Raw genomic sequence first — 25,826 nt, 5'->3', positions numbered from 1 at the left:
ATAGTATGTTTTCAAGGGGAAATAAAAATGCTAAGTATGTAGAAATGGAGGGAGACGAGTGCACGAACATTTGAAAGAGAAGTTGGCCATTTTACCAGATCAACCTGGTTGTTATTTGATGAAAGATAAGCAAGGAACGGTTATATATGTCGGAAAGGCAAAAGTGCTTAAAAATCGTGTGCGCTCGTACTTTACTGGTTCACATGATGGGAAAACACTGCGGCTTGTAGGAGAAATTGTTGATTTTGAATATATTGTAACCTCTTCGAATTTAGAAGCGCTTATTTTAGAGTTAAATCTAATTAAAAAATATGATCCGAAATATAATATTCAATTAAAAGATGATAAAACATATCCCTTTATTAAAATTACGGCGGAGAAGCAACCGCGCTTACTCATTACTCGAAACGTAAAAAAGGATAAAGGGAAATATTTTGGTCCTTATCCAAATGCACAATCTGCTCATGAAACGAAAAAACTGCTAGATCGTATGTATCCACTTCGGAAATGCACGAATATGCCAGATAAAGTTTGTTTGTATTATCATATGGGTCAATGTTTAGCACCTTGTGTGAAAGAAGTGACGGAAGAACAAAATAAAGAAATTGTAGATGAAATTATTAAGTTTTTAAATGGTGGACATAAAGAAGTTCGTTCAGAATTAGAAACAAAAATGTATGAGGCCTCAGAGAAACTAGAGTTTGAACGTGCAAAAGAGTTGCGTGATCAAATTGCTCATATTGATGCGATTATGGAAAAACAAAAGATGATTATGAGTGACTTAGTGGATCGTGATGTGTTTGGATATGCAGTGGATAAAGGATGGATGTGTGTTCAAGTTTTCTTTGTTCGAAAAGGAAAGCTAATTGAACGCGATGTTTCTATGTTTCCAATTTACGATGAACCAGAAGAGGGTTTTTTAACTTTTATCGGCCAATTTTATGAAAACAGTAGTCATTTTAAGCCGAAGGAAATTGTCGTTCCAGGAAGTATAGACTCGGAATTAGTAGAGCGGTTTTTAGAAGTAGAAGCAACACAGCCGAAACGTGGTAAGAAAAAAGACCTTGTAGAATTAGCAAATAAAAATGCGAAGATTGCTCTTGAAGAGAAGTTCTACTTAATTGAACGTGATGAAGAACGAACGATTAAAGCGGTAGATCATTTAGGGAAGCAGCTTGGGATTGAAACACCGTATCGTATTGAAGCGTTTGATAACTCAAATATTCAAGGAACAAATCCCGTTTCTGCAATGATTGCTTTTATCGATGGGAAACCGGCGAAGAAAGAGTATCGAAAATATAAAATTAAAACGGTTCAAGGACCAGACGATTATGAGTCTATGAGGGAAGTTGTGAGGCGCCGTTATACAAGGGCGCTTAAAGAAAATTCACCTTTACCTGATTTGATTATTATTGATGGAGGAAAAGGCCATCTAGCGGCTGCAAGTGATATTTTAGAGAATGAGCTCGGATTATATATTCCGATGGCAGGTCTTGTAAAAGATGATAAACATAAAACCTCCCATTTAATTATTGGGGATCCACCGGAACCTGTGATGCTTGAGAGAAATAGCCAAGAATTTTATTTATTGCAGCGTATTCAAGATGAGGTGCATCGATTTGCGATTACATTCCATCGTCAATTACATGGGAAATCTGTCATTCAATCAGCGTTGGATGATATTCCAGGAATCGGTGATAAACGGAAAAAGGTATTGTTAAAACATTTTGGTTCATTAAAGAAGATGAAAGAAGCTTCTATAGAGGAATTTGTCGAAGCGGGTATGCCAAAAAATGTCGCGGAGACGATTTATACGTATTTAACAGATAAGAAGACGTTGTAGTTTACAACGTCTTCTGTTTTTTGATATAATTTCTGAAGATTTAAAATAAACACATCTGAATGAAAATACAAAAAAGTCAACTAAACTGATATGTCTAGTTGACTGTAGGTAATGCTTACACTTCAATGAGATCTTTTATATCCCATTTTACAAGAAATGTAATAGAGTCAGAACGTTTTTTCTTTTCTTCGTATGACTCTGCAACGACGTTCCGTTGCTTTTGGATTTGTTCAGCGATGAATCCGGCTTCTAGTTGATAAGAAGAATGTCGTTTTTGTTTTTGACGTTCTGCAATGAGTGTACCTTTAAGTTGGAACTGCATTTCACGACGCTTATGTTCAACAATGCTTAAAGTGCCCCAGCCAGCCTTTTCAAAGAACTGAATGACTTCTTCAATTGTTTCTAGCGGATATTTTCTTGCAAGGTTTCTACCAGACCAGTATAAAATACCATCTAAATCGTTGCCGATTAAATCAGGTAGTAATTCTTCACGTAGCAATTCATAAGCGAAGGCGTTCAATGAAACATCTTCTAAAGATGTTGTATCGATTGTATTTTTGCTCACAATATTCCCCTCTTTCTATAGGGATTATTATATAACATTTCACATTTATAAAAACAGATTTTTCTTTAGGAAAATCTGAATATATAAGAAGAAAAAAAGAATTGGCAAATTATATGCAAATTATGTATACGTTTTCTTGACGCTTCGACAAAAATAGGAGTAAAATGAACTTGGTATCAAATTATGCTGAAATATTTCGAATAATTTTTTCAGTTTTTCTTATGCCAATAGTGAAAAAACATTATTGTTGTAAACTAATCTGAAAACAGCAGTCAAACATTCAAGGGGGGTAATGGGGACATGAAAGGCCGCGAGTATACGTTTCGTAAGTGGCACTCATTAATGGGGGTCATCCCGGTTGGTGTCTTTTTGACGCAACATTTAATTGTAAACAACTTTGCAACACGAGGAGCAGAGGCTTTTAACAAAGCTGCAGGCTTTATGGAGCTCCTTCCATTCCGGTATGCGCTAGAAATTTTCATCATCTTTTTACCGATACTGTACCATGCTATATATGGCTTATATATTGCATTTACAGCTAAGAACAATGCGGTTTCTTACGGTTATTTCCGTAACTGGATGTTCGTCTTCCAAAGAATTTCAGGTATCGTTACGCTGATCTTCATTTCTTGGCACGTCTGGGAAACTCGTATTCAAGCAATGTTAGGTAAAGAGGTAAACTATGATATGATGGCAGATATTTTAAACAATCCAGCTATGTTTGCATTCTACTTAGTTGGTGTTGTTTCAACAATTTTCCACTTTGCAAATGGACTATGGACATTCTGCATCAGCTGGGGAATTACAGTATCTCCACGTTCACAAAGAATCTCTACTTATGTAACATTAGCTATTTTCTTAGGTTTATCTTATGTAGGTGTGAGTGCATTATTAGCGTTCATCGATCCACAGCTAGCAAACCAGTAAGGAGTGGGAGAGCATGAAAGGGAAACTTATAGTAGTCGGCGGTGGCTTGGCTGGCTTAATGGCAACGATTAAAGCGGCAGAAGCAGGAGTAAATGTTGAACTGTTTTCTTTAGTACCAGTAAAACGTTCACATTCTGTATGTGCTCAGGGCGGAATTAACGGTGCCGTAAATACGAAAGGTGAAGGGGATTCTCCATGGATCCACTTTGACGATACAATTTATGGTGGGGACTTCTTAGCGAACCAACCACCAGTTAAAGCAATGTGTGAAGCAGCACCTGGTATCATTCATTTAATGGACCGTATGGGTGTTATGTTTAACCGTACGGAAGAAGGACTTCTTGATTTCCGTCGATTTGGTGGAACGCAACATCACCGTACAGCATTTGCTGGTGCAACAACTGGACAGCAATTACTTTACGCATTAGATGAGCAAGTACGTCGTCACGAAGTAGCAGGACTTGTAACGAAATATGAAGGTTGGGATTTCTTACGAGCTGTTGTTGATGATGAAGGTGTGTGCCGAGGAATCGTTGCACAAGACTTACAAACTATGGAGATTAGAAGTTTCGGAGCAGATGCCGTGATTATGGCAACAGGGGGCCCTGGTATCATTTTCGGAAAATCAACAAACTCCATTATCAATACAGGTACAGCAGCTTCTGCTGTATATCAACAAGGCGCATACTATGCAAACGGTGAGTTCATTCAAATTCACCCAACGGCAATTCCTGGAGACGATAAATTACGTCTTATGAGTGAATCTGCACGTGGTGAAGGTGGACGTGTTTGGACATATAAAGATGGTAAACCATGGTACTTCTTAGAAGAAAAATATCCGGCTTACGGAAACCTTGTACCTCGTGACATCGCAACACGTGAAATCTTTGATGTTTGCGTAGAGCAAAAACTAGGTATTAACGGTGAAAACATGGTGTATTTAGATCTTTCTCATAAAGATCCAAAAGAACTAGATATTAAACTAGGTGGAATTATTGAAATCTATGAGAAATTTACAGGGGATGATCCTCGTAAACTACCAATGAAAATCTTCCCAGCTGTTCACTATTCAATGGGCGGACTATGGGTTGATTATAAACAGATGACAAATATTCCAGGTTTATTTGCAGCAGGTGAATGTGATTATTCTATGCACGGAGGTAACCGTCTTGGTGCGAACTCACTATTATCAGCAATTTATGGTGGTATGGTAGCGGGACCAAACGCAATTGAATATATGAAAGGTCTTTCTAAATCATCGGATGCTGTTTCATCTACTGTATATGAACAAAATGAATTAATCGAAACAGAGAAATTTAACAATATTTTAACGATGGATGGTAACGAAAATGCGTATGTTCTTCATAAAGAGCTTGGAGAATGGATGACAGATAACGTTACAGTAGTTCGTGAAAATAAAAAATTATTAGAAACAGATGCGAAAATTGAAGAATTAATGGCTCGTTACAAACGTATTAACATTAACGATACAGCAAGATGGAGTAACCAAGGTGCTTCATTTACACGCCAACTTGCAAATATGTTTGAGTTAGCACGTGTTATTACAATTGGCGCATATAACCGTAATGAGAGCCGTGGGGCGCATTACAAACCTGAATTCCCAAATCGTGATGATGCAAACTTCTTAAAAACTACGATGGCAAAATTTGAGGGAGAAGGAAATGCACCAGCATTCCATTACGAAGACGTTGATATTTCATTAATTAAACCGCGTAAACGTGATTATTCTTCAAAACACGATGTAGCTGCTAAGGGTGAAGAGAAGGGGGATAAACAACATGTCTGAGAAAACAATCCGCCTCATCATTACGAGACAAGACGGGCCAGATGCGCAAGCGTTTGACCAAGAGTTTGAAATTCCATATCGTCCGAATATGAATATTATCTCAGCACTTATGGAAATCCGTCGTAATCCTGTTGATTCAAAAGGGAACCAAACAACTCCGATTGCATGGGATATGAACTGCTTAGAGGAAGTATGTGGTGCATGTTCGATGGTGATTAACGGAAAACCACGTCAATCATGTACGGCACTTATCGATCAATTAGAGCAACCAATTCGCTTAAAACCGATGAAGACATTCCCGGTTGTACGTGACTTGCAAGTTGATCGTAGTCGCATGTTTAATGCTCTAAAACGCGTTAAAGCGTGGATTCCAATTGATGGTACGTATGACCTAGGGCCAGGACCAAGAATGCCTGAGAAAAAGCGTCAATGGGCTTATGAGCTTTCAAAATGTATGACATGTGGTGTTTGCTTAGAATCATGTCCAAACGTAAACAGTAAGTCTGACTTTATTGGACCAGCACCGTTATCACAAGCTCGCTTATTCAACTCACATCCAACGGGTGAAATGCATAAAGCAGATCGCTTACGTGCAATTATGGGAGATGGAGGACTAGCAAACTGTGGTAACTCTCAAAACTGTGTGCAATCATGTCCGAAGGGTATTCCTTTAACAACTTCAATTGCGGCATTAAACCGTGATACAACAATTCAATCGTTCAAAGATTTCTTTGGTAGCGATAATAACTATTAATAAATATTGCCTCTTCATATCGAAGAGGCAATATTTATAACTGTATTTTTCTGTTTATTCTGTTTATTTAAAGGTGAAAAGGAGAGATAACAATGAAGAGGATTTCTTATATTGAAGACTTTGAGCAATGGGAAAGTGGTTTTTCGTTTTACAACCCTGTAAAGGTTCGTTTTGGTGAAGTAGATATGTTTGGACATGTAAATAATGTCGTTGCTTTTACTTATTTTGAAGAAGCTCGTATTGCGTTGTTTAAAGAACTTGGATTTATGCAAGAGTGGACACATGCATCATCAGAAACGATGATCGTTGTTGCGGATTTACAATGTAATTTTATTAAGCAAATATATTTTGATGAACAGCTGAAGGTGTATGTAAAGGCAGGATCGGTCGGGAATTCTTCTTTAGATTTACATTATATGGTGAAGAATGCAGCAGGAGAGGTTTGTTTAGTAGGTCGTGGAATGATGGTTCAAGCGTCGAAAAAAACAGGAAGAGGCGAACCATGGCCTGAAGAATGGAAGAAGAAATTAATACAATAATAGAGTGAAAGAAAAATAAGAGAGCAATTTGCTCTTTTATTTTTTGTCTTCCATCGCTTCTTCTAATGTTAAGTGATGTTTATATAGGTATGTAGCGTATGGATTACCAACGTAGCGTAAGTGCCATGGTTCATATGCATATTCTGTTGTATCTGTTTTATCTTCTAAGTAACGAATGACAAAGCCGAATTCATGAGCGTGTTCTGCGACCCATTTTCCTTCTGCTGTCTCCCCGAAGATAGGCTCTAATTGAAATTTAGCTGATTTTGAACTAATATCCATTGCTAAACCCGTTTGGTGTTCACTTGTACCAGGAATTGCGCTTACCGAATTAGCTTCGGCTTTTCCTTGACGTCTAACGTATGTATCATGCAACGATTTTTGGCGTTTGTATGAACGATAACCAGATACAGCTGTAAGATCAAGCCCTTCTTTTTTCGCAGCTTTAAACATGTTTTCAAGTGCCTCTGCAGCATCTTTTCGCAGCAATGTTTTTTCTTTATCTTTTGGACTAATAAATGGTACATTTGGTCTCGTTAAGTCTTCAGGAATGTATCCATCTGGTAGTTTTCGATGTTTATTAATTAAGACAAGATTAGATTTTGGATTTGTTACAACTGAAAAGTCATTGTCTATTTTCTTTGCATTATGATCAGCTTTTGGAAAAGCAGGAATCTCTTCTTTTTTATGGTTATTATGCTTTTGACTTTCGACAGCTTTTGCTTCATTATTTAGTGGTGTTTTAGAACCAAAGTAAGCGAAAGATGTGATACCGATTACAATAGTAGTGGCAGAAATAATTATTATCTTTTTCATGATGCCTTGTAATCACAGTCCCTTCTTCATAAAATGTGTAATGTTTTTTTTATTATAAATCTAGTTTGTTGGAAAAGGAATATAAGAGTCATAACGTAATAGAAATGCAAAGAAAATGTCAGAAAATGTGTGAATTTGTAGTATTTTTTTATATAATTCATTTCTTATCTTTCATGAAATGCATTTTTTATGTAATATATATACATAAGAAGATGTAGCGATTATCGAGAATAGAGAACTTCTTGTATAGACTAGGAGTGAATGGGAATGGATTTTGCAACAATTATTGGACTTATTTTAGGATTTGTAGCAGTGGTAGTAGGGATGGTCGTCAAGGGCGCTGACATAACAGCCTTATTAAATCCTGCCGCAGCATTAATTATTTTTATCGGTACATTTGCTGCAGTATGTATTGCATTTCCGATGAATCAACTAAAAAGGGTTCCAAAACTATTTAAAGTTCTTTTTGGTTCAAATAAAAAGGATTTAAGTTATGAACAGTTGCTAGAATTATTTGTTCATTGGACATCTGAAAGTAGAAAATACGGTATTTTGTCTTTAGAGCAACAATTAGACAAAATTCAAGATGAATTTCTTTTGCGCGGTATGAAATTTGTGATTGATGGCGTATCCGCAGAAGATTTAGAGCAGATTTTGGAATCTGAATTAGAGGCAATTGAAGAAAGACATGCAAAGGGAGCTGCTATTTTTTCACAAGCTGGTACGTATGCACCGACATTAGGAGTTTTAGGTGCTGTTATCGGTCTTGTAGCTGCGCTTGGTAACTTAACTGATATTGAAAAGTTAGGTCATGCTATTTCGGGTGCGTTTATTGCAACGATTTTTGGTATTTTTTCAGGTTATGTATTATGGCATCCATTTGCAAATAAGTTAAAGCAAAAATCTTCAGCTGAAATTGAGAAAAAACGTTTAATCATTGATTGTTTATTAATGTTACAAGAAGGTACATATCCGTTTATTATGAAGAACCGCATTTTAGGTGCACTTTCTGCAACTGAGCGTAAAAAGCTAGAAAAAGGAGCAGAAAAAAATGCGGAGTAAGAAAAATAGAAGAGGTAAAAAGAAAAAACATGATGAGCATATCGATGAAACGTGGTTAATCCCATATTCTGATATGTTAACGTTGTTATTTGCATTGTTTATCGTTTTATTCGCAATGAGTAGTATAGATGCTGCGAAGTTTAAACAGATGGCAGTTGCTTTTCGAAGTGAATTAGCTGGGGGAACAGGTAACAAAGAATTTTTAAGTGATCAAAAGCCAAATGATGAAAAAGAATTATCAGCAAGTAGCCTTGAGGCAGAACAAGCAAAAAAACAAGAAGAAGCTAGAGCTAAAGAAAAAAAAGAGATGGATGAATTGAAAGCATTACAAAAAAAGATTGATCAATATATTAATGAAAAACAATTATCCTCTTCTTTTCAAACTAAATTAACTGAAAAGGGATTAATGGTGACAATATTAGAAAATATACTGTTTGATTCGGGGAAAGCAGATGTGAAATTAGAATCTTTAGGGATTGCAAAAGAGATGTCTAGCTTACTTGTTTCAGCGTCACCTCGTGAAATTACAGTATCGGGTCATACAGATAATGTCCCTATTGCCAATGCGCAGTTTGCGTCGAATTGGGAATTAAGTACGCAGCGGGCAGTTAATTTTATGCAAGTATTACTGCAAAATAAAGAATTACAACCAGAAAAATTTAGTGCGATTGGATACGGAGAATACCGTTCAATTGCTCCAAACGATACACAAGAAGGAAAGGCAAAGAATAGACGTGTGGAAGTATTTATCTTGCCTTTAACAGAGAAAGTAAAATAAAAGAGGATGGCGAATGCCATCCTCTTTTATTTTACTTCAAATGATTTTAAGTTGTCGCGACGGATTTTATCTTTTTCTGCATCTGATTTTTTGAAATCATAATCATATAAAGCGCCTTCCCAATCGCCATACATTGGATTCGGGAAAATAATGAATTTCTCACCAAATTGTGCTTTTGAATCTGCTACTGTTTGGTTACGATCTTTTACAGATTTTCCATCAAAACCTGTGAAATCAGATAAGTTATCACCGAAGAATAAGACAATATCATGAGTTTGAGAAACGAGTTCACGGCGTTTTTCTTTTCCTTTTTCTTTCGGATCTTGTAGTAATATATGTTCTTTCGTTGCTTGAGGAGCACCTACACGCTCAAGATTTTTAATTGTTGCATCTAGTTGATTCGTTTTACGATTTGAGATGTAGTAAATATCTACACCTTTAGACTCTGTATATTTTAAGAAATCAATTGCGCCTGGAAGGGCTTCAGCCTCAGCTTTGCTAATCCAATCATCCCATTTGTAAGGATAGCCTTTGCCTGTTTTTACGCTCATTGCTTGATGAGGACTGTTATCTAAAACAGTTTCGTCTAAATCAAGCACGATAGCAGGTTTTTTCTCTGTCCCTTTTGCAAGAATTGCATCAAGCTTTAATTGACCAATGTTGTACCCTTGGTAGTAAAGTGCTTTCGCTTCACCGGCTGTTTGATACCATAAATCAGCCATTAATTGTTGTTCTGTTAATTTTACTTTCTCTTCTTTTGCCACTGTTTTCTCTGGTGTTCCTGAACATGCTACAAGTGATGTAGATAGAACCGCTACAGATAATAAAGTGGTAATGCCCCTCTTCATCTTCATATGTATCCTCCTTGATGTTAGAAAATCATTTTATATTATATATTAAAATATAATATTTTTATATGAACATTTGCATATTGTCTTTTGTATATATAGTAGTATGTCCTATATTAGAAAGATGAGCAAAATAATAATAGTTATTTTGACAAGTTTTATTGTCGTAATGACAATTATAATTGACAAAAAGAAATTTGTTATTTACAATTTTAACTAAATAGAACAAATGATGGATTAATGACGATGTTTACATATAAGAGGATGAAGCGTGGTGCTATATTTTGTCTTGAATAAACATAGTCTTTGAAAGAGAGTACGAATGATACTAAAGGGGAGGCTTTATACTTGAGTTTACAAATTCAAAACTTAACGAAACAATTTGGGGAATCAAAAGCAGTTAACGGTTTGCAAATTTCGTTACCAAAAGGTGAAGTACTAGGGTTACTTGGACGAAATGGTGCAGGGAAAACAACAACAATCAAAATGCTTCTCGGATTATTAACGCCTAATGAAGGTTCGATTACATGGGATGGAAAAGCATTTGGAAATAGTGGTGTAACAATTGGGTATTTACCAGAAGAAAGAGGTTTATATACAAAAAGTAGAGTAATAGATCAGCTGCGATATTTTGGTAGATTAGAAGGAATGTCGAAGAAAGAAGTGGATCACGCTATTGATCACTGGTTAGAGCGTTTAGCGATACCAGAATATAAATTTAAAACGGCTGGAGAGCTTTCAAAAGGGAATCAGCAAAAAATCCAATTAATTGCTGCTCTTCTTCATAATCCGGAACTTCTCATTTTAGATGAACCATTCAGCGGCCTTGATCCAGTTAATGCTGGGATGTTATCTAGTATTATTGAAGAACAAGTACAGAGCGGAAAGACGATTATTTTATCAAGTCATCGTATGGAACAAGTAGAGGCTTTTTGCCAACATGTATGTATTTTGAAAAAAGGTGAAGCAGTCGTAAAAGGACAGCTAAGTGATATTAAGAAAGAATACGGTTTCCGTAATTTAACGATTGAAGATACAGTAGAGAATGAAAAGGGATTAGAAGCTATACATGTATCGTATGAAAAACAACAAGGCCTTCTTTATGTGAAAGTACAAGACGATGCGGAAGCTCTCAAGATTTTGCAACAGTTGCAAGAGCAAGGTGTTAGCTTACGACAATTCAAAATGTTAGAGCCGACGTTAAACGAAATCTTTGTAGAGAGGGCGAAATAACGATGCGTAAATTTTCTCACGTATTTTCATTTTATTTTAGGGAAGCATTTTTATCTAAAAAATCATTAATTACGAGTGCGATTTTATTTTTAGTTGTGTTTGGGATTTTTGCATTTAATCATTTTACTTCAGGCGATGATAAAAATAAGGATAAAGATAAAATTGCAGTTGTAGTAGAGAGTTCCACATATAAAGTTCAAAAGGATGAGCTAAATAAGCTATTGCCATCAGCAAAAATAACAATTGGTTCAAAGGATGATTTTGATAAACTGCATAAGCAAGTAGAAGAAGGTGATTTAGATGGTCTATTCCATGTGACGGAAAAGGGTGGGGCTCCATCGATTACATATATGTATAATGGATTTCCAAGCCAAGCAACTTCTGCAATTATGGCAGGATATTTAAAGCAACAATATACGATGGTGACGATTGCCAAAAATAATGTTTCACCAGAAATTGCACAGCAATTACAAACAGAAATTCAAGTAAAGCAAGAAGCGATAAAAGATCGTACATCTTCTTTCGGAATTGCCTATTTCTTTACATTTGCTTTATATATGTTTATTGTAGCGTTCGGAAATACAATCGCAATGAATATTGCATCTGAAAAGGCGTCACGTGTAATGGAAGTAATGCTTCCGAAAGTGAAGCCTCTTACGATGATGTATGCGAAAATTTTAGCGGTTGTTTCAACGGCGTTATTGCAACTTGTCATATTGGCGTGTGGTTATCTTATTCCATATTTGTTAGGTTGGGTCGATTTAGAAAGTGCCTCACTATTTGGTATTCCAATTGACTTTACGAAATTAGATGCAAAGGTTATCAGCATGTTTCTTGTTTATTTCATTACGGGATATTTACTTTATGCGATGATGTATGCTGCTGCTGGAGCTGTTGTGTCTAAGACGGAGGATTTACAAGCTGTATCTTTCCCGGTAATGATTTTAATTATGGCTGCATTCTTTATTAGTATTAAATCATTAAGTGATCCGAATAGTACTATCGTTGTTGTAAGTTCTTACGTTCCATTTTTTACACCGATGGTTACCTTCTCACGTATTGTAGCTGGTGAAGCAGGTATGCTAGAAATTACGATAACATTAGCAGTCTTATTGGCGACAATTGCGGTATTAAATGCTGTTACAAGCCGCATTTACGTAAACGGGGTAATGAATTACTCAGATAAAGTGAAATTTAAAGATTTAGCGAAATTTATAAAGCGTCAATAATGAGAGAAAAGCATGATTTCCTATTGAAATCATGCTTTTTCTTTATGTATAAATTAAAAATAGTATATAATAATAAGAGTCGTCTTTTAATAGAATGAATAAAAAGGAGGGTGTGCAGATGGGGATTAGTAGTCGTTTTACAGTAGGTGTTCATATGCTGACATTACTTGCGATAGATCGAAACTCTCGCTGTACCTCTGAATGGATTGCCGGTAGTGTGAATACAAATCCAGTTGTGATTCGTCGCATTACAGGAATGTTGAAGAGAGCAGGACTTGTTGATGTACAAGCTGGTAAAGGTGGTACGACACTTGCTCGAGATTTAGAAGAAATTACATTACTTGATGTATATAAAGCAGTGGAAGTTGTAGAAGAAGGACAGCTATTTTCCTTCCATGAAAATCCCAACATTGAATGTCCAGTAGGAGCTAATATTCAATCAGTATTAGAAATTATTTTAATGCAAGCGCAAGAAGCGATGGAAAACGTACTTGCAAATGTAACGGTAGATCAATTAGTTACAAATTTAAAGTCTAAAATGAAAGAATAAAAAAAGCGAGCTTCCTCATAATGAGGGCTCGCCTTTTTTTATTCAGAAATATTGAAAATTCTATTTTTCAGTATTTAAAATGAATTTACCTACGATAGCTGCGAAGATACCACCAAGAATTGGTGCTACGATGAATACCCATAGTTGAGAAAGTGCTTCTCCACCAACAAATAAAGCTGGTGCGATACTACGAGCTGGGTTAACAGATGTTCCAGTTAACGGAATTCCTAATAAGTGAATTAAAACTAATGTGAAACCAATTACTAGTCCAGCTAAAGAAGAACTTCCTTTTTTACCTGTTACAGCAACGATAACTAAAATAAATACGAAAGTCAAAATGAACTCAACTAAAAATGCTCCAGATAAACCAAGAGTTCCGAAACCATTTTGTCCTAAATTATCTAAAGGTGTTTTAGCAGATTTTAAAATTGTTACTAACGTTGCAGTTCCTAATAAACCACCTAAAATTTGAGCTAATACATAATAACAAAGTTCCATAGCGTTCATTCGTTTGTTGATGAACATAGCTACTGATACTGCTGGGTTAATGTGACATCCAGAAATTGTTCCGATGCTATATGCCATAGCTACAATAGATAGACCGAAAGCCATAGCGATTCCTAATGTTCCAATTCCTTCAATTCCGCCGCCAGTGACAGCTACTCCAGTTCCGAATAATACAAGTACAAATGTACCAATAAATTCAGCGATTGCTTTTTTTAACATAATTTACCTCCTATTAATGCGCATGAAACGTATTATAACATAAGTTTTAGTATAAGCAGCCAATGAAATACTATTCTGATAAGGCGAAATAGGGGGACAATAAAAAAGAGTATGGTTCATCTCTATAGAACCATACCCTTTTTTTATGCCGATTTTTTCTGTTTAACGACTGGAACAGAACGGTTTAAAATACTATTTGCAACCATTCCTAACATGATAATAATCATTCCGATGAGAGAAAGTCCTCCAGGGAGTGAACCATTTAAGAAAATGATTTCTCCAAGTACGGTAAAGACCATCGTTCCAGCTTGTGTTGCTTCAACAGCTCCAAGTAGAGCGAGGTTATCTTTTGCTAAGTCAGTAGCAAAGAAAAATGTCATCGTTGCAATAACGCCGGAACATAATGCTAACAAAAATCCTTGAAGCATTTGGTTGGATGTTGGAATGCCAGTAGTAGAAAATCCGTATATACCAAGCAAGATTGTTATAGGAAGACTTCCAATTGCCATTCCTAATACACGTTGGAACGTATCAAGGCGTCCACCAACAAGCTCCATCATTTTTCGGTTACCGAACGGATATAAGAAAGCGGCTAATACGACAGGTAAAAAACCTGAAATGAACTGAGTCATTGTAATATGGCCTGCGGCAGTTGCTTGCATACAAATTACACCAAGTAAAATAAATAATGCAACATATAAGCTACGAAGTGGAATTTTTCCACGTACAAGTTTCGTACCTGATTTTGTTTCTATTTTCACGAAAAATAGTGGTGATAGTAGTAAACCAGCTAAAATCGTAACTTGCCAAGTTCCAGCAACGAGCCAAGCTGGAGAAAAGACAGCTGCAAAACTTAATAAAGAATAAAAACCAATACCGGCAACAGAACCCCATCCGATCCATGCCAATGGATGTTTTCTTAACTCTTCCCATAATCCCCTAAAGTTTTTGCGAAATAAAACGATAAGGAATAAAATAGGAAGAGCAAATAAAAAACGGAAGGAAGCTGTCCAAGCCCAGCTCGTTCCAGATACATTCATTGCTCTATTGATAATAAAGGTTGCAGAAAAAAAGGCCGATGATAAAAGGCCTAATAAAATTGCGCGCATGAAGTATAGCACTCCTTTCGAAAATAAATAATTATGTATAGTATGATATACTTTTTGTGAATAAAAGTAAACTATTTTATACTTTAAGGTGGTTTTATATATGAAAGAAAATGAAGATATGCAAACGAAAGAAGTCATTCAACAAGTTGGACAGTTATTGAGACAAATTCGAAATGAACAGAAATTAAGTTTAGAAGAATTAGCTCATAAAACAGGAGTTAGTAAATTAACATTAGGAAAGATCGAAAGAGGGGAAACAAATCCGACGCTAGCTGTCATTTGGAAAATAACGAAAGGGTTATCAATTCCTTTATCCAGATTAATGGTTGTTGGAGAACCTGTAGCTGTTGCGCGCTGTGGAGAAGGATTTGCAGTAGATGAAGGACAAGCGTGGCATTTAGAAACGATGTTCCGTTATACGAAAGAAACAGGGATGGAAATGCACCGTGCTTGTTTACGATCAAATAGTATATATGAACCAGAAGCTCATCATGAAGGTGCGATTGAGCTTGTAACGGTAATGAAAGGGAAAGTGTCTATTCAAGTGGAGAATGATGTATACGAATTAAATGAGTTTGATTCCATTCAATTTGAAGCGAATAAGAAGCATATTTATAAAAATGAAGAAGAAGAAGTGGCAGTATTACATTTAACGATGAAATATTCTTCATGAAAAAATCACCTATAGGATTCTATAGGTGATTTGCTCTTCTTAAGTATGTGAAATGATGCCGTTAGTACGAACGTGGCATAAGTAATAAACAAATGAAATAAACTAAAAATCCTGTCCCAAAACATAAAACAGCAATAATCCAAATGATACGAATAAGAGTAGAGCTAATATCAAAATATTCTCCTAAACCACCACATATACCAAATAGCATTTTATCAGTTTCGGATTTACATAACTTTTTTGACATATTCCAATCAACTCCTTTTTATATCAAACTGCATACTTTTATTCTATATGGAAATTTATGAGAAGACTATGGGGGTGTATTACATTTTTTTGTGAGAAGCGATCGTATTAATTGTCTTAATTTTCAGTGGATATTAAACTTGTAGTTATGAGTTGATTTTTAATAAAGGGTGGGGAAATAGAGATGACAGTATATTGGTTGAATAACGTAATGCTTGAATCAGGATATACATATGAAGAAGAGAGAATTTCACAAACAGAAACAGAATTATGCAGTTTACTTATTGAAGATGGTCGAATTAAAAAAATTATAAAAGGGATTATTCAAGAGGAAGATATAGTAACTTTTGATGCTAAGCACTTATTAATGTTGCCAGCTTTCAAAGAGATGCATATTCACATTGATAAAACATATTATAGTGGCCCATGGAAAGCTTGTATGCCAGCAGAAAGTATTTTTACACGTTTTAATGAAGAAGAAAAAATTTTACCAAAGCAATTAGCGACTGCCCAAAATAGAGCGAAAAATATGCTAGAGTTACTACTGCAAAATGGTGCAACGAATATTAGAACGCATTGTAATGTCGATCCGATTATTGGGCTTGGTAATTTGGAGGCGACGTTAGCGGCATTAGAAACATATAAAAATCGAGTGTCTAGTAGAATTGTTGCGTTTCCGCAACATGGATTATTGCGCAGTGATTCTGTGCAACTCGTGAAAGATGCGATGCGTATGGGTGCTCATCTAGTTGGAGGGGTAGATCCAGCTACAGTGGATAATGACATTGAAAAGTCATTACATACAATTATGGATATCGCAGTAGAATTTAATGCGGATGTTGATATTCATTTGCACGATGCGAATAATCTTGGAACGTTTACGATGAAGAGATTGGCAAGTTTAACAGAAGAAGCAGGATGGCAAGGCCGTGTAACGATTAGTCATGCAATTGGACTTGGTGGTGTTACTGATAAAGAGGCTGAGGAAGTGGCAGAAAGACTCGCAAATGTAAATATTGATATTACTTCAACAGTGCCAATTGGTAAACAAGTAATCCCAATTCCGTTATTAGATAAAAAAGGTGTTAAGGTTTCATTAGGAAATGATAGCATTACAGATCACTGGTCACCGTTTGGAACAGGTGATATGCTTCAAAAGGCGAATCGATTAGCAGAGCGTTTTGGGTGGAGTGACGAAGGGTCTTTAGGAAAAGCACTCCGCTTTATTACAGGAGGAAAAGAAACGTTAAATAATGAAGGAAAGCGAGTATGGCCGAATGTAGGGGATGAAGCGAGCTTTGTTTTGACGAATGCGACATGCGCTGCTGAAGCAGTAGCGCGTCAAACAGAAAAACGTTTAGTCGTGTATAAAGGAAATATTGTTGTTGGAAGTTTAAATGAGGTGGAATTAAATAATCTTGTGTAGAAGAATCGTTTAAATATTTTGAGGAGGGTTCTAATGGTGAGTATAGAACTCTTCTTTTTTATTCTTACAATATATTTTTATAGGAAAGCTAGAAGGGATGAAAAAATTGGACAATCAACATAACCAAAATCATATTATGGGAACTTTGCAATGGTTTATATTTTTATTAGCAAATTCAATCGCACTACCAATTGTCGTTGGCGGATTATTTCATCTTACGACGGAAGAAATATTTTATTTAATGCAGCGTACGTTTTTTGTAGTTGGTATATCTTCTTTTTTACAAGGGTGGCTTGGGCATAGACTGCCAATTGCGGATGGGCCGGCTGGATCTTGGGTTGGTGTATTTACCGTACTTGCTTATGCAACGGCCGGACAGGATCAATTACATAGTACACTGCAAATTTTAGAATTAGGAATGATAATCTCCGGTGTTATTTTAATAGGATTAGGAGTAACTGGTTTTATAGGACGTATTTTATTTTTATTTACGCCGCTTGTGACAGGGACGTTTTTACTTTTATTATGTTTACAATTAAGTGGTGTATTTTTAAAAGGAATGTTAGGAATTACAGCTACTATTTCTCAAATCGACGGATTTACAGCAATGATCGCGTTTAGTATATTTCTGTTCGTTATTATACTATCTAATTTTGGAAAAGGCTTTGTCAAAAGTTATGCAGTTTTAATAGGATTAATTAGTGGGTGGGTTATTTTTCTCATTGCAGGAAAAGTGACAATCCCATCTCAAGTAACTCATTTTGTGCAACTTCCACATATATTTGCTTGGGGACTTCCAAAATGGAATACAGGTATGGCTGTATCAAGTTTCGTTATGGTATGTATTTTAGTTTCGAATACGGTGGCAGCTATTATAGCAATTAATCAAGCAACTATTCATAAAGCGGCTATTGAACAAAAACAGTTGAAAGATGGAACATGGGTTGGGGGGATTTCACATATCATCTCTTCTGTATTTTCAACTGTAGGTGTCGTTCCGTTACCAGCAACGGCAGGATTTATACGTTTAACAAAACAAAAGTATATACGATCGTTCTTAATGGCATGTGCGTTACTAGTCGTAATGTCTCTTTTTCCAAGTATTATTCGTTACTTAGCATCTTTACCATCAGCTGTCGCATCGGCTGTTTTAATGGCTTCGTTCGTACAGTTAATTGGAATTGGATTTAATAATATAAAACAAGTGCCGATGAGTGAAAGGAATGTAACGATTTTAGGCGTTGCAGTATTATTTGGCAGCGGCGTTATGTTTTTACCGTCTGGAGCACTCCAATCCTTGCCGTCTGTTATGCAATATATATTCGGTAATGGTTTATTTGTAGGTACGGTTGTAAGTATATTGCTAGAACAAATATGGCGCGTTGGAAAGTAAGTGGATAAAAAGAGTGTACGCACTGTATAAAAGTCTAAAATAACATGTGAAATAAAGCCCATTTTCATTCACCACCTGCACATTTCGTTCATACAATATCTTGACTAAATAAACACCCAACTTACACATACACAGCTCTGGCTTAAGCAAGGAGGGTTATACCAGTTGAAGGAAAAAGCGTATCAATCTAAACCTTTACTCACAAAGAGAGAGAGAGAAGTATTTGAATTGCTGGTTCAAGATAAAACAACGAAGGAAATTGCAGGTGAACTTTTTATAAGTGAAAAGACAGTTCGCAACCACATCTCAAACGCAATGCAAAAGCTAGGGGTTAAAGGACGTTCACAAGCAGTTGTTGAGCTTCTTCGCATGGGAGAGCTCGAACTATAAGAAAGCAGCCGACTTTTATATAAAAGTCGGCTATTTTTTTTGTTTATATTTTGAACTTAAAAAAGGTATCTCAGACTGTGAGGGGGAAGATATGTTTAAGAAAGAAATGTTAAAAATAACTATTTTAAAATATGATGAGGTATCCTTGTCATTCATGGATAAGAAGGTGCAAATATGAAGTTGTATTTTAAGGATATGGAGATAGGTGAAATTAAAGATGTTTTTGGAGATATGCCATGGATGTATGGAACAATTCGTCTATACGAGAATAGTAAAACGTTCCAAAAATATTTTCGTGAGATGGTAGACGAAGATAGTGCATTTGATTTTGAAAGCATAGACCCTGAATTTTTACATGAAGAAAATTGGTCTATTTTTGATGAGGATGATCAGCGGTATTTAAGGATTGATATACCTGCTATTCATATGGAGGATACAACAATTGCGTGGCGTTGGAGATAAAAGCTATACAGTTGTGAACATCTTCGTACGAAAGAATTCAAACGATAACAATAAGCTGAATTTTATACAAAAGGTCAGCTTATTGTTATCGTTTTTTTCGCTTGCTATATGAATGATAAGAACACTCCATACATAAATAGGTAGTAAGGAGGGGATATGTTGAAAAGGATATTGTTAGTTTCAACAAGCGCTCATGATATGAATGGACACCCGACTGGTTTGTGGTTGGAAGAGCTCGCAGCTCCTTATAATTTGTTTAAAAAAGCTAAGTTCGATGTTGATATTGTGTCGATACAGGGTGGTAGAGTACCGATTGATAGAGTGTCTATTCCGAACGGAATACCTCGTGAGTTTAAGCATGTTGCATCTTTGTTGCAAAATACGAATCCGATCTCAACGGTTCATTTTTCGGATTATGATGCGGTTTTATTTGGTGGTGGGCACGGGGCGATTGTAGATTTTGCGGGTAATCCGTATGTTGCAAATTTGATTGAAAATATGTACAACAATAACCGGATTGTGGCGGCTGTTTGTCACGGAGTAAGTTCTTTAGTCGGTGTGAAAAATAAAGATGGTTCGTTTTTTGTTGCCGGTAAGCGTATAACAGGTTATACAAATGATGAGGAAAAAGCTGTGCATTTAGAAAAGCGAGTGCCGTTTTTATTAGAAAGTAAATTGAAAGAAGAAGGGGCTTTGTTTTATGTGGCTCCAAATTTCACGCCGCATGTTGTAGTAGATGGGCGTTTAATTACAGGGCAAAACCCGCAGTCTAGTATGGAAATAGGGGAAGCTATAAGGAGAGCTGTAAATAAAGTATAGAAAAAATGCTCGTTACTTATAAAGGTAGCGGGCATTTTTCTATAGTATAAATGACCCCTTAAACTAAAAAGATATATTGAGTATAGTGACTTCATTTATAATTAATTGTGAATTTGCTATACTATCTTGTATGGACAAAAGGGGAGGCTCTTTTAATGAGAAAAGTTGCATGTGCAAACACTTATATTAATAAAATAAAGCCCGTTATTAGAAAAACGAGTTTTAGTCAATTGAAAATAGATGAAATTGCGAAGTATATGGATATTAGTAAAGCTACTTTATATAAACGTTTTTCTTCAAAAGATGAGATTATTGAAGCTGTGGTAGAAGATTTTATGAACTACCTTCTTGAAGGAGATGCGGATAATCAAGATGAAAGTATGTCTTTTACAGAACGTTTCCAAAAGACGTTTATTCACTCTTTAAAATGTGTGACGTATATTTCAGATGTCTTTTTACAAGATTTGAAAGAGGCATATCCGCACTTATCTGATCAGTTAGTCGCTGCGCAACAAAATCGTAATCATAATTTGCAAATGTTTTTTGAAGCTGGTATGGAACAAGGTTACTTTAATAAAATGAACGCACAATTATTTATGGTGCAAGATGACGTGATGTTAAGACGTATTATAGATCATTCTTTTTGTATTCAGTACGATATTACGTTAAAGAAAGCGATACTTGATTTTTATCAACTAAAGAAGTATCAACTTTTTAAACCAGAGTATATAGAAGCAATTGATGATTCGGAAATTGAAAAAGAAGTTATTGCTATTTTGCAAATGATTTCGTAAAAAAGCAGGTTTTCCTATAGTAATGGAAAACCTGCTTTTTTATTACATGTTATTTTTTACGTATTGCAATACTAATTCAGCTACTGCACTACCTGAAGCTGGGTTTTGACCAGTGATAACACGATTATCTTCTACAGCGAAAGCTTCCCAAGGCTCTGCAGCTTTTTCGTAAAGTCCTCCATTTTTAATGAGTTCATCTTCTGTTAAAAATGGAACAAATTGATCTAATTCAGCTAGTTTTTCTTCTTCATTTGAAAATCCTGTTACTTTTTTACCGCTAATTAAACGTTCCCCATTACTTAATGTAATGTGAAATAAACCAGCAGCTCCGTGACAAACAGAGGAAACGATTCCTCCATTTTCATAAATGTTACGGCTAATCATTTGAAGTTCTTTATTTTCTGGGAAGTCCCAAATCACACCGTGACCACCTGCGTAATAAATAACAGCATAGTCTTCTGGATTCATCTCACTCGGTTTCATTGTAGAACCGAGACGATTCATAAATTCTTTCTTTTGATACCATTCCCAATCGATGCCCTCCGCCATTGCTAAACTATGCGGGTCAATCGGTGTATAACCACCTTGTGGGCTAACATAATCTACTTCGTAACCAGCTTCTTCAACTTTTTTAACGAAATGGACAGCTTCACCAAGCCAAAGACCAGTAGCTCGATTTAAATTTGGATATTTTTCTACGCTCGTTAATACAACTAACATTTTTTTCTTCATCATAATCCTCCTGTAATGTTTCTTCTATATAAAAATTTATTATTTTATTAAGTTAGAAATTGCAAATTTGAATAACCATGTCAGCCCTCTTTATATCGGATTCGAAATTAGTGTATAACAATTTTTGAACAAAGTAAACTAAAAACACTAAATTAGTTTACTTTGTATATTTTTCATTGACAAACTGTAATGCTGAAACTATGATAGTTCCATGAATATCGAACAACATACATGTTTCGTTTCGGATCCAGTTTGTCGCGCGATAAATATATACATTTGATGAAGTTGTTTAGTAGCGATAGAGGCGCTGAATAACTTTATTTTTCATTTTTATTTACAGTTACTATAATCAGGAGAGGTGTTACACATGGGAAAAGATATAAGTAACCATTCAAAATGGTTTGTTTTCACATTATGTTTTATCGTTTTATTAGGACCGATGAATGCGGTTTTATTTAATGTTGCGTTAGAGGATATGGCTTATGATTTATCCATTAGTCAATCGAAAGTAAGTTGGGTTGTAGTAGGTTATTCCTTATTTGTCGGTATTGGTTCGATAATATATGGGAAGCTTGCTGATCGTTATGGTGTAAAAAAACTATTGATTATTTCAATTATCATATTTGTAGCTGGGTCCATTATTGGATTTGTAAATCAATCTTATACGATTGTCATTTTTGCAAGATTAGTGCAGGCGAGTGGGGGCGCGGCGTTTATTGCGCTTAGTATGATTGCGGTAGCAAAATTAGTCGCTCCTGCTAAGAAGCCTGGTGCTTTAGCGATGATTAGTTCTTCTATTGCATTAGCGGTTGGTATTGGTCCTTTAGTTGGTGGGGCTATTACAAATACACTAGGGTGGCCATATTTATTTTTATTTATGGTTATTTCAGTATTGGGGATTTTCTTGCTTATAAAATTTATGCCAGAAGAAGCGCGTCATACGGATGAAGCGTTTCATTTTGATTACATCGGAGCGGCGTTACTATTTGTATTTATTACGACTGTTTTGTTAGGTGTTAATATGAATAGTTGGCTATTTGTGTTATCTGTTATTTTCTTATTTTTATTCACTGTTCGTATGAAGAACGCGGAGCATCCATTTATTGATATTGAGTTGTTTACAAATAAACCATTTCTTCGTTTAATAGCGGTCGGATTTATAATGAATGTGGCGTTATGTGCTAGTTTATTATTATTGCCATTGCTGTTAGGAAGAGAGCATGGAGTGTCTCCATTCGTTATCGGAATTGCATTGTTTGTTGCATCACTCTTTGGTATTGTATCTAGTTTTATTACCGGGAAGATTGTCCCTTCGTTTGGAAATGTGAACATGATTTATGTAGCGTCTGTCCTTATGATTGTTGGCTTTTTAATTTTAGGGCTTATTCCGAATGGGAACTTAATAGTTATTTTAGTAGCGATTATTTTAACGTTTATGAGTTATTCTGCCATTCAAGTATCATTGAACACATTTATACCGAAAACATTACATGTAGCTAAAGTTGGGGTCGGTCTTGGTTTATACAATTTAATTAACTTCTTCGGTATGGCATTTGGACCAGCTGTAGCGAGCAAAATTATGGAATCCACAAATAGTTATCGTTTTAATTTTATGTTAATCGTCATTTTAATTGCTGCTCATTTCTTCTTATTAATGGGAATGTCTTCTTTTCAAAAAAAGATGGAGCAATGAATATGCACTTTATATAGAAGAAACCGACTTTCTTATAGAAGGTCGGTTATTTTTCTATCTTGCAAATTACGAAAAAAAGGAGCAAAATAAAAAAGGTCCTAGTCTATACATGGGCAAATGAAAATTTTCATACAGAAGCATTTGAAGTGAGCGAACTTAAAGTGTGTAAAATATAATGATAAACATAAAAGATGATGAATGAGAAAACGGGTGATGAAGTTGAATAGAGCAATCGGTGTTATCGATTCAGGAGTTGGCGGTTTAACAGTAGCGAAGGAATTAATTCGTCAGTTGCCGAAAGAGCGTATCATATATTTAGGAGATACAGCACGTTGTCCTTATGGTCCACGTTCTCGAGAAGAAGTACGTCAATTTACGTGGGAAATGACGGAGCATTTACTAGATTTAAATATTAAAATGTTAGTTATTGCGTGTAATACAGCAACTGCAGTTGTATTAGAAGAGATGCAAAAACAATTACCAATTCCAGTAGTAGGAGTTATTCACCCAGGATCACGTACAGCTTTAAAAGTGACAAACACGTATCACGTTGGGGTTATTGGAACGATTGGAACGGTGAAAAGTGGTGCATACGAAGAGGCGTTAAAGTCTATTAATAACCGTGTTATGGTAGAAAGTTTAGCTTGTCCACCTTTCGTTGAACTTGTAGAGAGTGGGAATTTCGAAAGTGAAATGGCGTATGAAGTTGTAAGAGAAACGCTGCAACCACTGAAAAGTACCGATATTGATACACTTATATTAGGGTGTACACATTATCCGATTTTAGGACCTGTTATTAAAAAAGTAATGGGAGATAAAGTGCAACTAATTAGTTCTGGTGATGAAACAGCACGTGAAGTAAGTACAATCTTATATCATAGTAAAATGTTGAATGAAGGAGAAGAACAAAGCGATCATCTCTTCTTAACAACAGGAAAAATAGACTTGTTTAAAGAAATTGCATCAAAATGGTTCGGTCAACCGATTGAAAATGTGAAGCATATTCATTTAGAAAAAGAATAATAGTAGAATTCATATAAGTGAGCTCCTGAGAAATCAGGAGTTTTTTGTTTATCCCGCTATTTTCCGCGCAGTAAGACCTCCACCTCAAAATTCAGTGGAAGAAAAGAAGTTATGTGGGGATGAACAAAACCCCCATTGATTAAAGTTTCACTATATAAGAGGCACGGTTTGTTCTAAAATGTGAAACAGCTCGTATACATAATAGTACAAACTTAGATTTTAGGGGGGAATGGCATGCCTAAATCCACTTTTAAATGGGTTGTTGGTGCTACTGTGAGCGCTGTTTTACTAACAGGGTGTGGCTTTATAAATCAGGAGAAAGCAACTGAACAAATTGATCCGCCAAAACAAGTTACGTATACAGAGGGTGGGAAGAAAGAAGTAGCTAAAAAAGATAAGCAAGGGCAAATGGTAAATAGAGAACTATACCTTGTTGATAAAAATGGTTATGTTGTACCACAAACGTTAGCTATACCTACTCCGAAAGCAAATGAGACTGTGAAGCAAACGTTAGAATACCTTGTGAAAGATGGACCGGTAACAGATTTATTACCGAATGGATTTCGTGCAGTCATTCCGGCGAATACAACGATGACCTTAGATTTGAAAAAGGACGGGACGGCAGTTATTGATTTCTCTAAAGAAATGAAAAATTATGCGAAAGAAGAAGAGCGTCAAATCGTTGAATCTATAGCGTGGACGTTGACGCAATTTACAGAGATAAAACAAGTGCAGTTCCAAATAAATGGTGAGAAATTGGCGAAGATGCCTGTTGGGGGTACACCGCTTGGTGAAGGAGTGAGCCGTGCAAATGGTATTAACTTCGATGATGAACAAGTAGCAGATGTAACGAATACAAAACCAGTCACATTGTATTTCATGGCGCAAAATAATAATAAACAGCAATACTACGTACCAGTCACACGTCGCGTTGCGGAAGGTAAAGAAAATGACTATGCAGCAATTATAGATGAGCTTGTAAAAGGTCCGATTCATCAATCGCTCCTGAATGATTTTAATCCAGGCGTTAAGCTTATTACGAATCCGAAATTACAAGACGGAAATCTTACATTAAACTTTAATGAAAATATATTTGTAAACCCAGATAAAAATATGATTTCAAATTACGTACTGAAGTCGTTAGTTTTATCTTTAACAGAAAAGAAAGGTGTGAAAAATATTTCTATTGAAGTGAATGGAAAAGCAAATCTTATAGATGAAAAGGGTGGAAAGTTAATAAAACCTGTAGATCGTCCAGAAAACGTGAATACAGGTAGTTTTTAATCTTGAATAATTTGATATACTTGTAAGAAAGGAGAATTGCTTTTTGGGTTCTCCTTCTTTTATTGTATACATATCATACATTTAAATTTGGCTATACTAACGAGT

At 35.7% G+C, this 25,826-nt stretch carries 27 protein-coding genes; 20 read left to right on the top strand and 7 right to left on the bottom strand.

The window, feature by feature from the left end; translation table 11 throughout:
• Window positions 1–58: 58 nt before the first annotated feature.
• The gene (gene uvrC, locus BAQ53_RS21340; protein WP_000544299.1) at window positions 59–1,843 is read left to right on the top strand and encodes an excinuclease ABC subunit C; all 1,785 of its coding nucleotides are present in this window, start codon (window positions 59–61) and stop codon (window positions 1,841–1,843) included.
• Window positions 1,844–1,958: 115 nt separating this feature from the next.
• Here the strand turns inward: uvrC and BAQ53_RS21335 are convergent, their stop codons facing one another.
• Window positions 1,959–2,408 (bottom strand): YslB family protein, encoded by a 450-nt coding sequence (locus tag BAQ53_RS21335; protein WP_000042226.1) that lies wholly within the window; start codon window positions 2,406–2,408, stop codon window positions 1,959–1,961.
• Between the two features lie 300 nt (window positions 2,409–2,708).
• On the opposite strand from BAQ53_RS21335, the gene sdhC reads away from it, so the two are divergent.
• The 4 genes from sdhC (at window position 2,709) to BAQ53_RS21315 (ending at window position 6,435) form a co-directional block, all read left to right on the top strand.
• The gene (gene sdhC, locus BAQ53_RS21330) at window positions 2,709–3,335 is read left to right on the top strand and encodes a succinate dehydrogenase cytochrome B558 (protein ID WP_000678354.1); all 627 of its coding nucleotides are present in this window, start codon (window positions 2,709–2,711) and stop codon (window positions 3,333–3,335) included.
• 13 nt (window positions 3,336–3,348) lie between these two features.
• A complete protein-coding gene (gene sdhA / locus BAQ53_RS21325; RefSeq protein ID WP_000676750.1) occupies window positions 3,349–5,142 on the top strand; it encodes a succinate dehydrogenase flavoprotein subunit in 1,794 nt (597 codons plus the stop codon).
• Window positions 5,135–5,896, top strand: coding sequence for a succinate dehydrogenase iron-sulfur subunit (gene sdhB / locus BAQ53_RS21320; RefSeq protein WP_001291827.1), 762 nt, complete (start codon window positions 5,135–5,137; stop codon window positions 5,894–5,896). The genes sdhA and sdhB overlap by 8 nt, the downstream gene beginning before the upstream one ends.
• A 92-nt stretch (window positions 5,897–5,988) precedes the next feature.
• The gene (locus tag BAQ53_RS21315) at window positions 5,989–6,435 is read left to right on the top strand and encodes an acyl-CoA thioesterase (RefSeq protein WP_000822733.1); all 447 of its coding nucleotides are present in this window, start codon (window positions 5,989–5,991) and stop codon (window positions 6,433–6,435) included.
• Between the two features lie 36 nt (window positions 6,436–6,471).
• Here BAQ53_RS21315 and BAQ53_RS21310 read toward each other — a convergent pair whose 3' ends face one another.
• The gene (locus BAQ53_RS21310; protein WP_000720203.1) at window positions 6,472–7,251 is read right to left on the bottom strand and encodes a M15 family metallopeptidase; all 780 of its coding nucleotides are present in this window, start codon (window positions 7,249–7,251) and stop codon (window positions 6,472–6,474) included.
• Between the two features lie 267 nt (window positions 7,252–7,518).
• On the opposite strand from BAQ53_RS21310, the gene motA reads away from it, so the two are divergent.
• Both motA and motB read left to right on the top strand, forming a co-directional pair.
• Window positions 7,519–8,313 (top strand): flagellar motor stator protein MotA, encoded by a 795-nt coding sequence (gene motA, locus BAQ53_RS21305; RefSeq protein WP_000344853.1) that lies wholly within the window; start codon window positions 7,519–7,521, stop codon window positions 8,311–8,313.
• The gene (gene motB / locus BAQ53_RS21300; protein ID WP_001256734.1) at window positions 8,303–9,091 is read left to right on the top strand and encodes a flagellar motor protein MotB; all 789 of its coding nucleotides are present in this window, start codon (window positions 8,303–8,305) and stop codon (window positions 9,089–9,091) included. The genes motA and motB overlap by 11 nt, the downstream gene beginning before the upstream one ends.
• Window positions 9,092–9,117: 26 nt before the next feature.
• On the opposite strand, the gene BAQ53_RS21295 is transcribed toward motB, so the two are convergent.
• A complete protein-coding gene (locus BAQ53_RS21295) occupies window positions 9,118–9,945 on the bottom strand; it encodes a 5'-nucleotidase, lipoprotein e(P4) family (RefSeq protein WP_000782758.1) in 828 nt (275 codons plus the stop codon).
• 342 nt (window positions 9,946–10,287) lie between these two features.
• Here BAQ53_RS21295 and BAQ53_RS21290 point away from each other — a divergent pair, with 342 nt between their 5' ends.
• The 3 genes from BAQ53_RS21290 to BAQ53_RS21280 all read left to right on the top strand — a co-directional run bounded on the left by BAQ53_RS21290 (window position 10,288) and on the right by BAQ53_RS21280 (window position 12,951).
• Window positions 10,288–11,172 (top strand): ABC transporter ATP-binding protein, encoded by an 885-nt coding sequence (locus BAQ53_RS21290; protein ID WP_000058121.1) that lies wholly within the window; start codon window positions 10,288–10,290, stop codon window positions 11,170–11,172.
• Between the two features lie 2 nt (window positions 11,173–11,174).
• Window positions 11,175–12,401: an ABC transporter permease gene (locus BAQ53_RS21285; RefSeq protein WP_001224980.1), complete on the top strand. Its 1,227-nt coding sequence runs from the start codon at window positions 11,175–11,177 to the stop codon at window positions 12,399–12,401.
• A 118-nt stretch (window positions 12,402–12,519) separates the two neighbouring features.
• Complete coding sequence (locus tag BAQ53_RS21280; protein WP_000512998.1) at window positions 12,520–12,951, top strand: Rrf2 family transcriptional regulator; 432 nt, start codon at window positions 12,520–12,522, stop codon at window positions 12,949–12,951.
• 60 nt (window positions 12,952–13,011) lie between these two features.
• Here the strand turns inward: BAQ53_RS21280 and BAQ53_RS21275 are convergent, their stop codons facing one another.
• The gene (locus BAQ53_RS21275) at window positions 13,012–13,677 is read right to left on the bottom strand and encodes an aquaporin (protein ID WP_000913213.1); all 666 of its coding nucleotides are present in this window, start codon (window positions 13,675–13,677) and stop codon (window positions 13,012–13,014) included.
• 143 nt (window positions 13,678–13,820) lie between these two features.
• Window positions 13,821–14,786 (bottom strand): DMT family transporter, encoded by a 966-nt coding sequence (locus tag BAQ53_RS21270; protein ID WP_001201638.1) that lies wholly within the window; start codon window positions 14,784–14,786, stop codon window positions 13,821–13,823.
• Window positions 14,787–14,886: 100 nt separating this feature from the next.
• Here BAQ53_RS21270 and BAQ53_RS21265 point away from each other — a divergent pair, with 100 nt between their 5' ends.
• Window positions 14,887–15,459: a helix-turn-helix domain-containing protein gene (locus BAQ53_RS21265; RefSeq protein WP_000661924.1), complete on the top strand. Its 573-nt coding sequence runs from the start codon at window positions 14,887–14,889 to the stop codon at window positions 15,457–15,459.
• A gap of 61 nt (window positions 15,460–15,520) precedes the next feature.
• Here BAQ53_RS21265 and BAQ53_RS21260 read toward each other — a convergent pair whose 3' ends face one another.
• The gene (locus BAQ53_RS21260) at window positions 15,521–15,706 is read right to left on the bottom strand and encodes a PspC domain-containing protein (protein ID WP_000038409.1); all 186 of its coding nucleotides are present in this window, start codon (window positions 15,704–15,706) and stop codon (window positions 15,521–15,523) included.
• Between the two features lie 183 nt (window positions 15,707–15,889).
• On the opposite strand from BAQ53_RS21260, the gene BAQ53_RS21255 reads away from it, so the two are divergent.
• The 6 genes from BAQ53_RS21255 (at window position 15,890) to BAQ53_RS21230 (ending at window position 20,989) form a co-directional block, all read left to right on the top strand.
• Window positions 15,890–17,131 (top strand): amidohydrolase family protein, encoded by a 1,242-nt coding sequence (locus BAQ53_RS21255; protein ID WP_000219553.1) that lies wholly within the window; start codon window positions 15,890–15,892, stop codon window positions 17,129–17,131.
• Window positions 17,132–17,228: 97 nt separating this feature from the next.
• Window positions 17,229–18,524, top strand: coding sequence for a purine/pyrimidine permease (locus BAQ53_RS21250; protein ID WP_208906222.1), 1,296 nt, complete (start codon window positions 17,229–17,231; stop codon window positions 18,522–18,524).
• Window positions 18,525–18,689: 165 nt separating this feature from the next.
• Window positions 18,690–18,914 (top strand): spore germination transcription factor GerE, encoded by a 225-nt coding sequence (gerE, locus tag BAQ53_RS21245; RefSeq protein ID WP_000659484.1) that lies wholly within the window; start codon window positions 18,690–18,692, stop codon window positions 18,912–18,914.
• A 174-nt stretch (window positions 18,915–19,088) separates the two neighbouring features.
• Window positions 19,089–19,376 carry a hypothetical protein gene (locus tag BAQ53_RS21240; RefSeq protein ID WP_000780763.1) on the top strand — a complete coding sequence of 96 codons (288 nt, stop codon included), beginning with the start codon at window positions 19,089–19,091 and terminating at the stop codon, window positions 19,374–19,376.
• A 156-nt stretch (window positions 19,377–19,532) separates the two neighbouring features.
• Complete coding sequence (locus BAQ53_RS21235; protein ID WP_208906221.1) at window positions 19,533–20,195, top strand: type 1 glutamine amidotransferase domain-containing protein; 663 nt, start codon at window positions 19,533–19,535, stop codon at window positions 20,193–20,195.
• Between the two features lie 155 nt (window positions 20,196–20,350).
• Entirely contained in the window at window positions 20,351–20,989 is a 639-nt protein-coding gene (locus BAQ53_RS21230; protein ID WP_001233028.1) for a TetR/AcrR family transcriptional regulator, read from the top strand.
• Window positions 20,990–21,031: 42 nt separating this feature from the next.
• Here the strand turns inward: BAQ53_RS21230 and BAQ53_RS21225 are convergent, their stop codons facing one another.
• Window positions 21,032–21,721 carry a type 1 glutamine amidotransferase domain-containing protein gene (locus BAQ53_RS21225; protein ID WP_208906220.1) on the bottom strand — a complete coding sequence of 230 codons (690 nt, stop codon included), beginning with the start codon at window positions 21,719–21,721 and terminating at the stop codon, window positions 21,032–21,034.
• Window positions 21,722–22,088: 367 nt separating this feature from the next.
• Between BAQ53_RS21225 and BAQ53_RS21220 the strand changes: the two genes are divergently transcribed.
• The 3 genes from BAQ53_RS21220 (at window position 22,089) to gerM (ending at window position 25,721) form a co-directional block, all read left to right on the top strand.
• Complete coding sequence (locus tag BAQ53_RS21220) at window positions 22,089–23,414, top strand: MFS transporter (protein WP_208906219.1); 1,326 nt, start codon at window positions 22,089–22,091, stop codon at window positions 23,412–23,414.
• A 213-nt stretch (window positions 23,415–23,627) separates the two neighbouring features.
• The gene (racE, locus tag BAQ53_RS21215; protein WP_208906218.1) at window positions 23,628–24,437 is read left to right on the top strand and encodes a glutamate racemase; all 810 of its coding nucleotides are present in this window, start codon (window positions 23,628–23,630) and stop codon (window positions 24,435–24,437) included.
• 234 nt (window positions 24,438–24,671) lie between these two features.
• Window positions 24,672–25,721: a spore germination protein GerM gene (gerM, locus tag BAQ53_RS21210; protein ID WP_208906217.1), complete on the top strand. Its 1,050-nt coding sequence runs from the start codon at window positions 24,672–24,674 to the stop codon at window positions 25,719–25,721.
• The last annotated feature ends 105 nt before the right edge of the window (window positions 25,722–25,826 follow it).

This window comes from Bacillus sp. B25(2016b), assembly GCF_001679765.1.
Taxonomy (GTDB): Bacteria; Bacillota; Bacilli; order Bacillales; family Bacillaceae_G; genus Bacillus_A; species Bacillus_A thuringiensis_K.
The sequence above is the reverse complement of the archived record's forward strand: the minus strand, read 5'-3'. Positions and strand labels throughout refer to the sequence as shown.

Bases quoted from the DNA above. Each gene is read 5' to 3' on its own strand.
- racE (WP_208906218.1), top strand. From the start codon at position 23,628: ATGAAGTTGAATAGAGCAATCGGTGTTATCGATTCAGGAGTTGGCGGT.
- motB (WP_001256734.1), top strand. From the start codon at position 8,303: ATGCGGAGTAAGAAAAATAGAAGAGGTAAAAAGAAAAAACATGATGAG.
- BAQ53_RS21295 (WP_000782758.1), bottom strand. From the start codon at position 9,945: ATGAAGATGAAGAGGGGCATTACCACTTTATTATCTGTAGCGGTTCTA.
- sdhA (WP_000676750.1), top strand. From the start codon at position 3,349: ATGAAAGGGAAACTTATAGTAGTCGGCGGTGGCTTGGCTGGCTTAATG.
- BAQ53_RS21235 (WP_208906221.1), top strand. From the start codon at position 19,533: ATGTTGAAAAGGATATTGTTAGTTTCAACAAGCGCTCATGATATGAAT.
- BAQ53_RS21280 (WP_000512998.1), top strand. From the start codon at position 12,520: ATGGGGATTAGTAGTCGTTTTACAGTAGGTGTTCATATGCTGACATTA.
- BAQ53_RS21265 (WP_000661924.1), top strand. From the start codon at position 14,887: ATGAAAGAAAATGAAGATATGCAAACGAAAGAAGTCATTCAACAAGTT.
- BAQ53_RS21310 (WP_000720203.1), bottom strand. From the start codon at position 7,251: ATGAAAAAGATAATAATTATTTCTGCCACTACTATTGTAATCGGTATC.
- BAQ53_RS21275 (WP_000913213.1), bottom strand. From the start codon at position 13,677: ATGTTAAAAAAAGCAATCGCTGAATTTATTGGTACATTTGTACTTGTA.
- BAQ53_RS21270 (WP_001201638.1), bottom strand. From the start codon at position 14,786: ATGCGCGCAATTTTATTAGGCCTTTTATCATCGGCCTTTTTTTCTGCA.
- BAQ53_RS21250 (WP_208906222.1), top strand. From the start codon at position 17,229: ATGAAAAAATTGGACAATCAACATAACCAAAATCATATTATGGGAACT.
- BAQ53_RS21260 (WP_000038409.1), bottom strand. From the start codon at position 15,706: ATGTCAAAAAAGTTATGTAAATCCGAAACTGATAAAATGCTATTTGGT.
- gerM (WP_208906217.1), top strand. From the start codon at position 24,672: ATGCCTAAATCCACTTTTAAATGGGTTGTTGGTGCTACTGTGAGCGCT.
- sdhB (WP_001291827.1), top strand. From the start codon at position 5,135: ATGTCTGAGAAAACAATCCGCCTCATCATTACGAGACAAGACGGGCCA.
- BAQ53_RS21225 (WP_208906220.1), bottom strand. From the start codon at position 21,721: ATGAAGAAAAAAATGTTAGTTGTATTAACGAGCGTAGAAAAATATCCA.
- BAQ53_RS21315 (WP_000822733.1), top strand. From the start codon at position 5,989: ATGAAGAGGATTTCTTATATTGAAGACTTTGAGCAATGGGAAAGTGGT.
- BAQ53_RS21230 (WP_001233028.1), top strand. From the start codon at position 20,351: ATGAGAAAAGTTGCATGTGCAAACACTTATATTAATAAAATAAAGCCC.
- BAQ53_RS21220 (WP_208906219.1), top strand. From the start codon at position 22,089: ATGGGAAAAGATATAAGTAACCATTCAAAATGGTTTGTTTTCACATTA.
- motA (WP_000344853.1), top strand. From the start codon at position 7,519: ATGGATTTTGCAACAATTATTGGACTTATTTTAGGATTTGTAGCAGTG.
- sdhC (WP_000678354.1), top strand. From the start codon at position 2,709: ATGAAAGGCCGCGAGTATACGTTTCGTAAGTGGCACTCATTAATGGGG.
- BAQ53_RS21285 (WP_001224980.1), top strand. From the start codon at position 11,175: ATGCGTAAATTTTCTCACGTATTTTCATTTTATTTTAGGGAAGCATTT.
- BAQ53_RS21255 (WP_000219553.1), top strand. From the start codon at position 15,890: ATGACAGTATATTGGTTGAATAACGTAATGCTTGAATCAGGATATACA.
- BAQ53_RS21240 (WP_000780763.1), top strand. From the start codon at position 19,089: ATGAAGTTGTATTTTAAGGATATGGAGATAGGTGAAATTAAAGATGTT.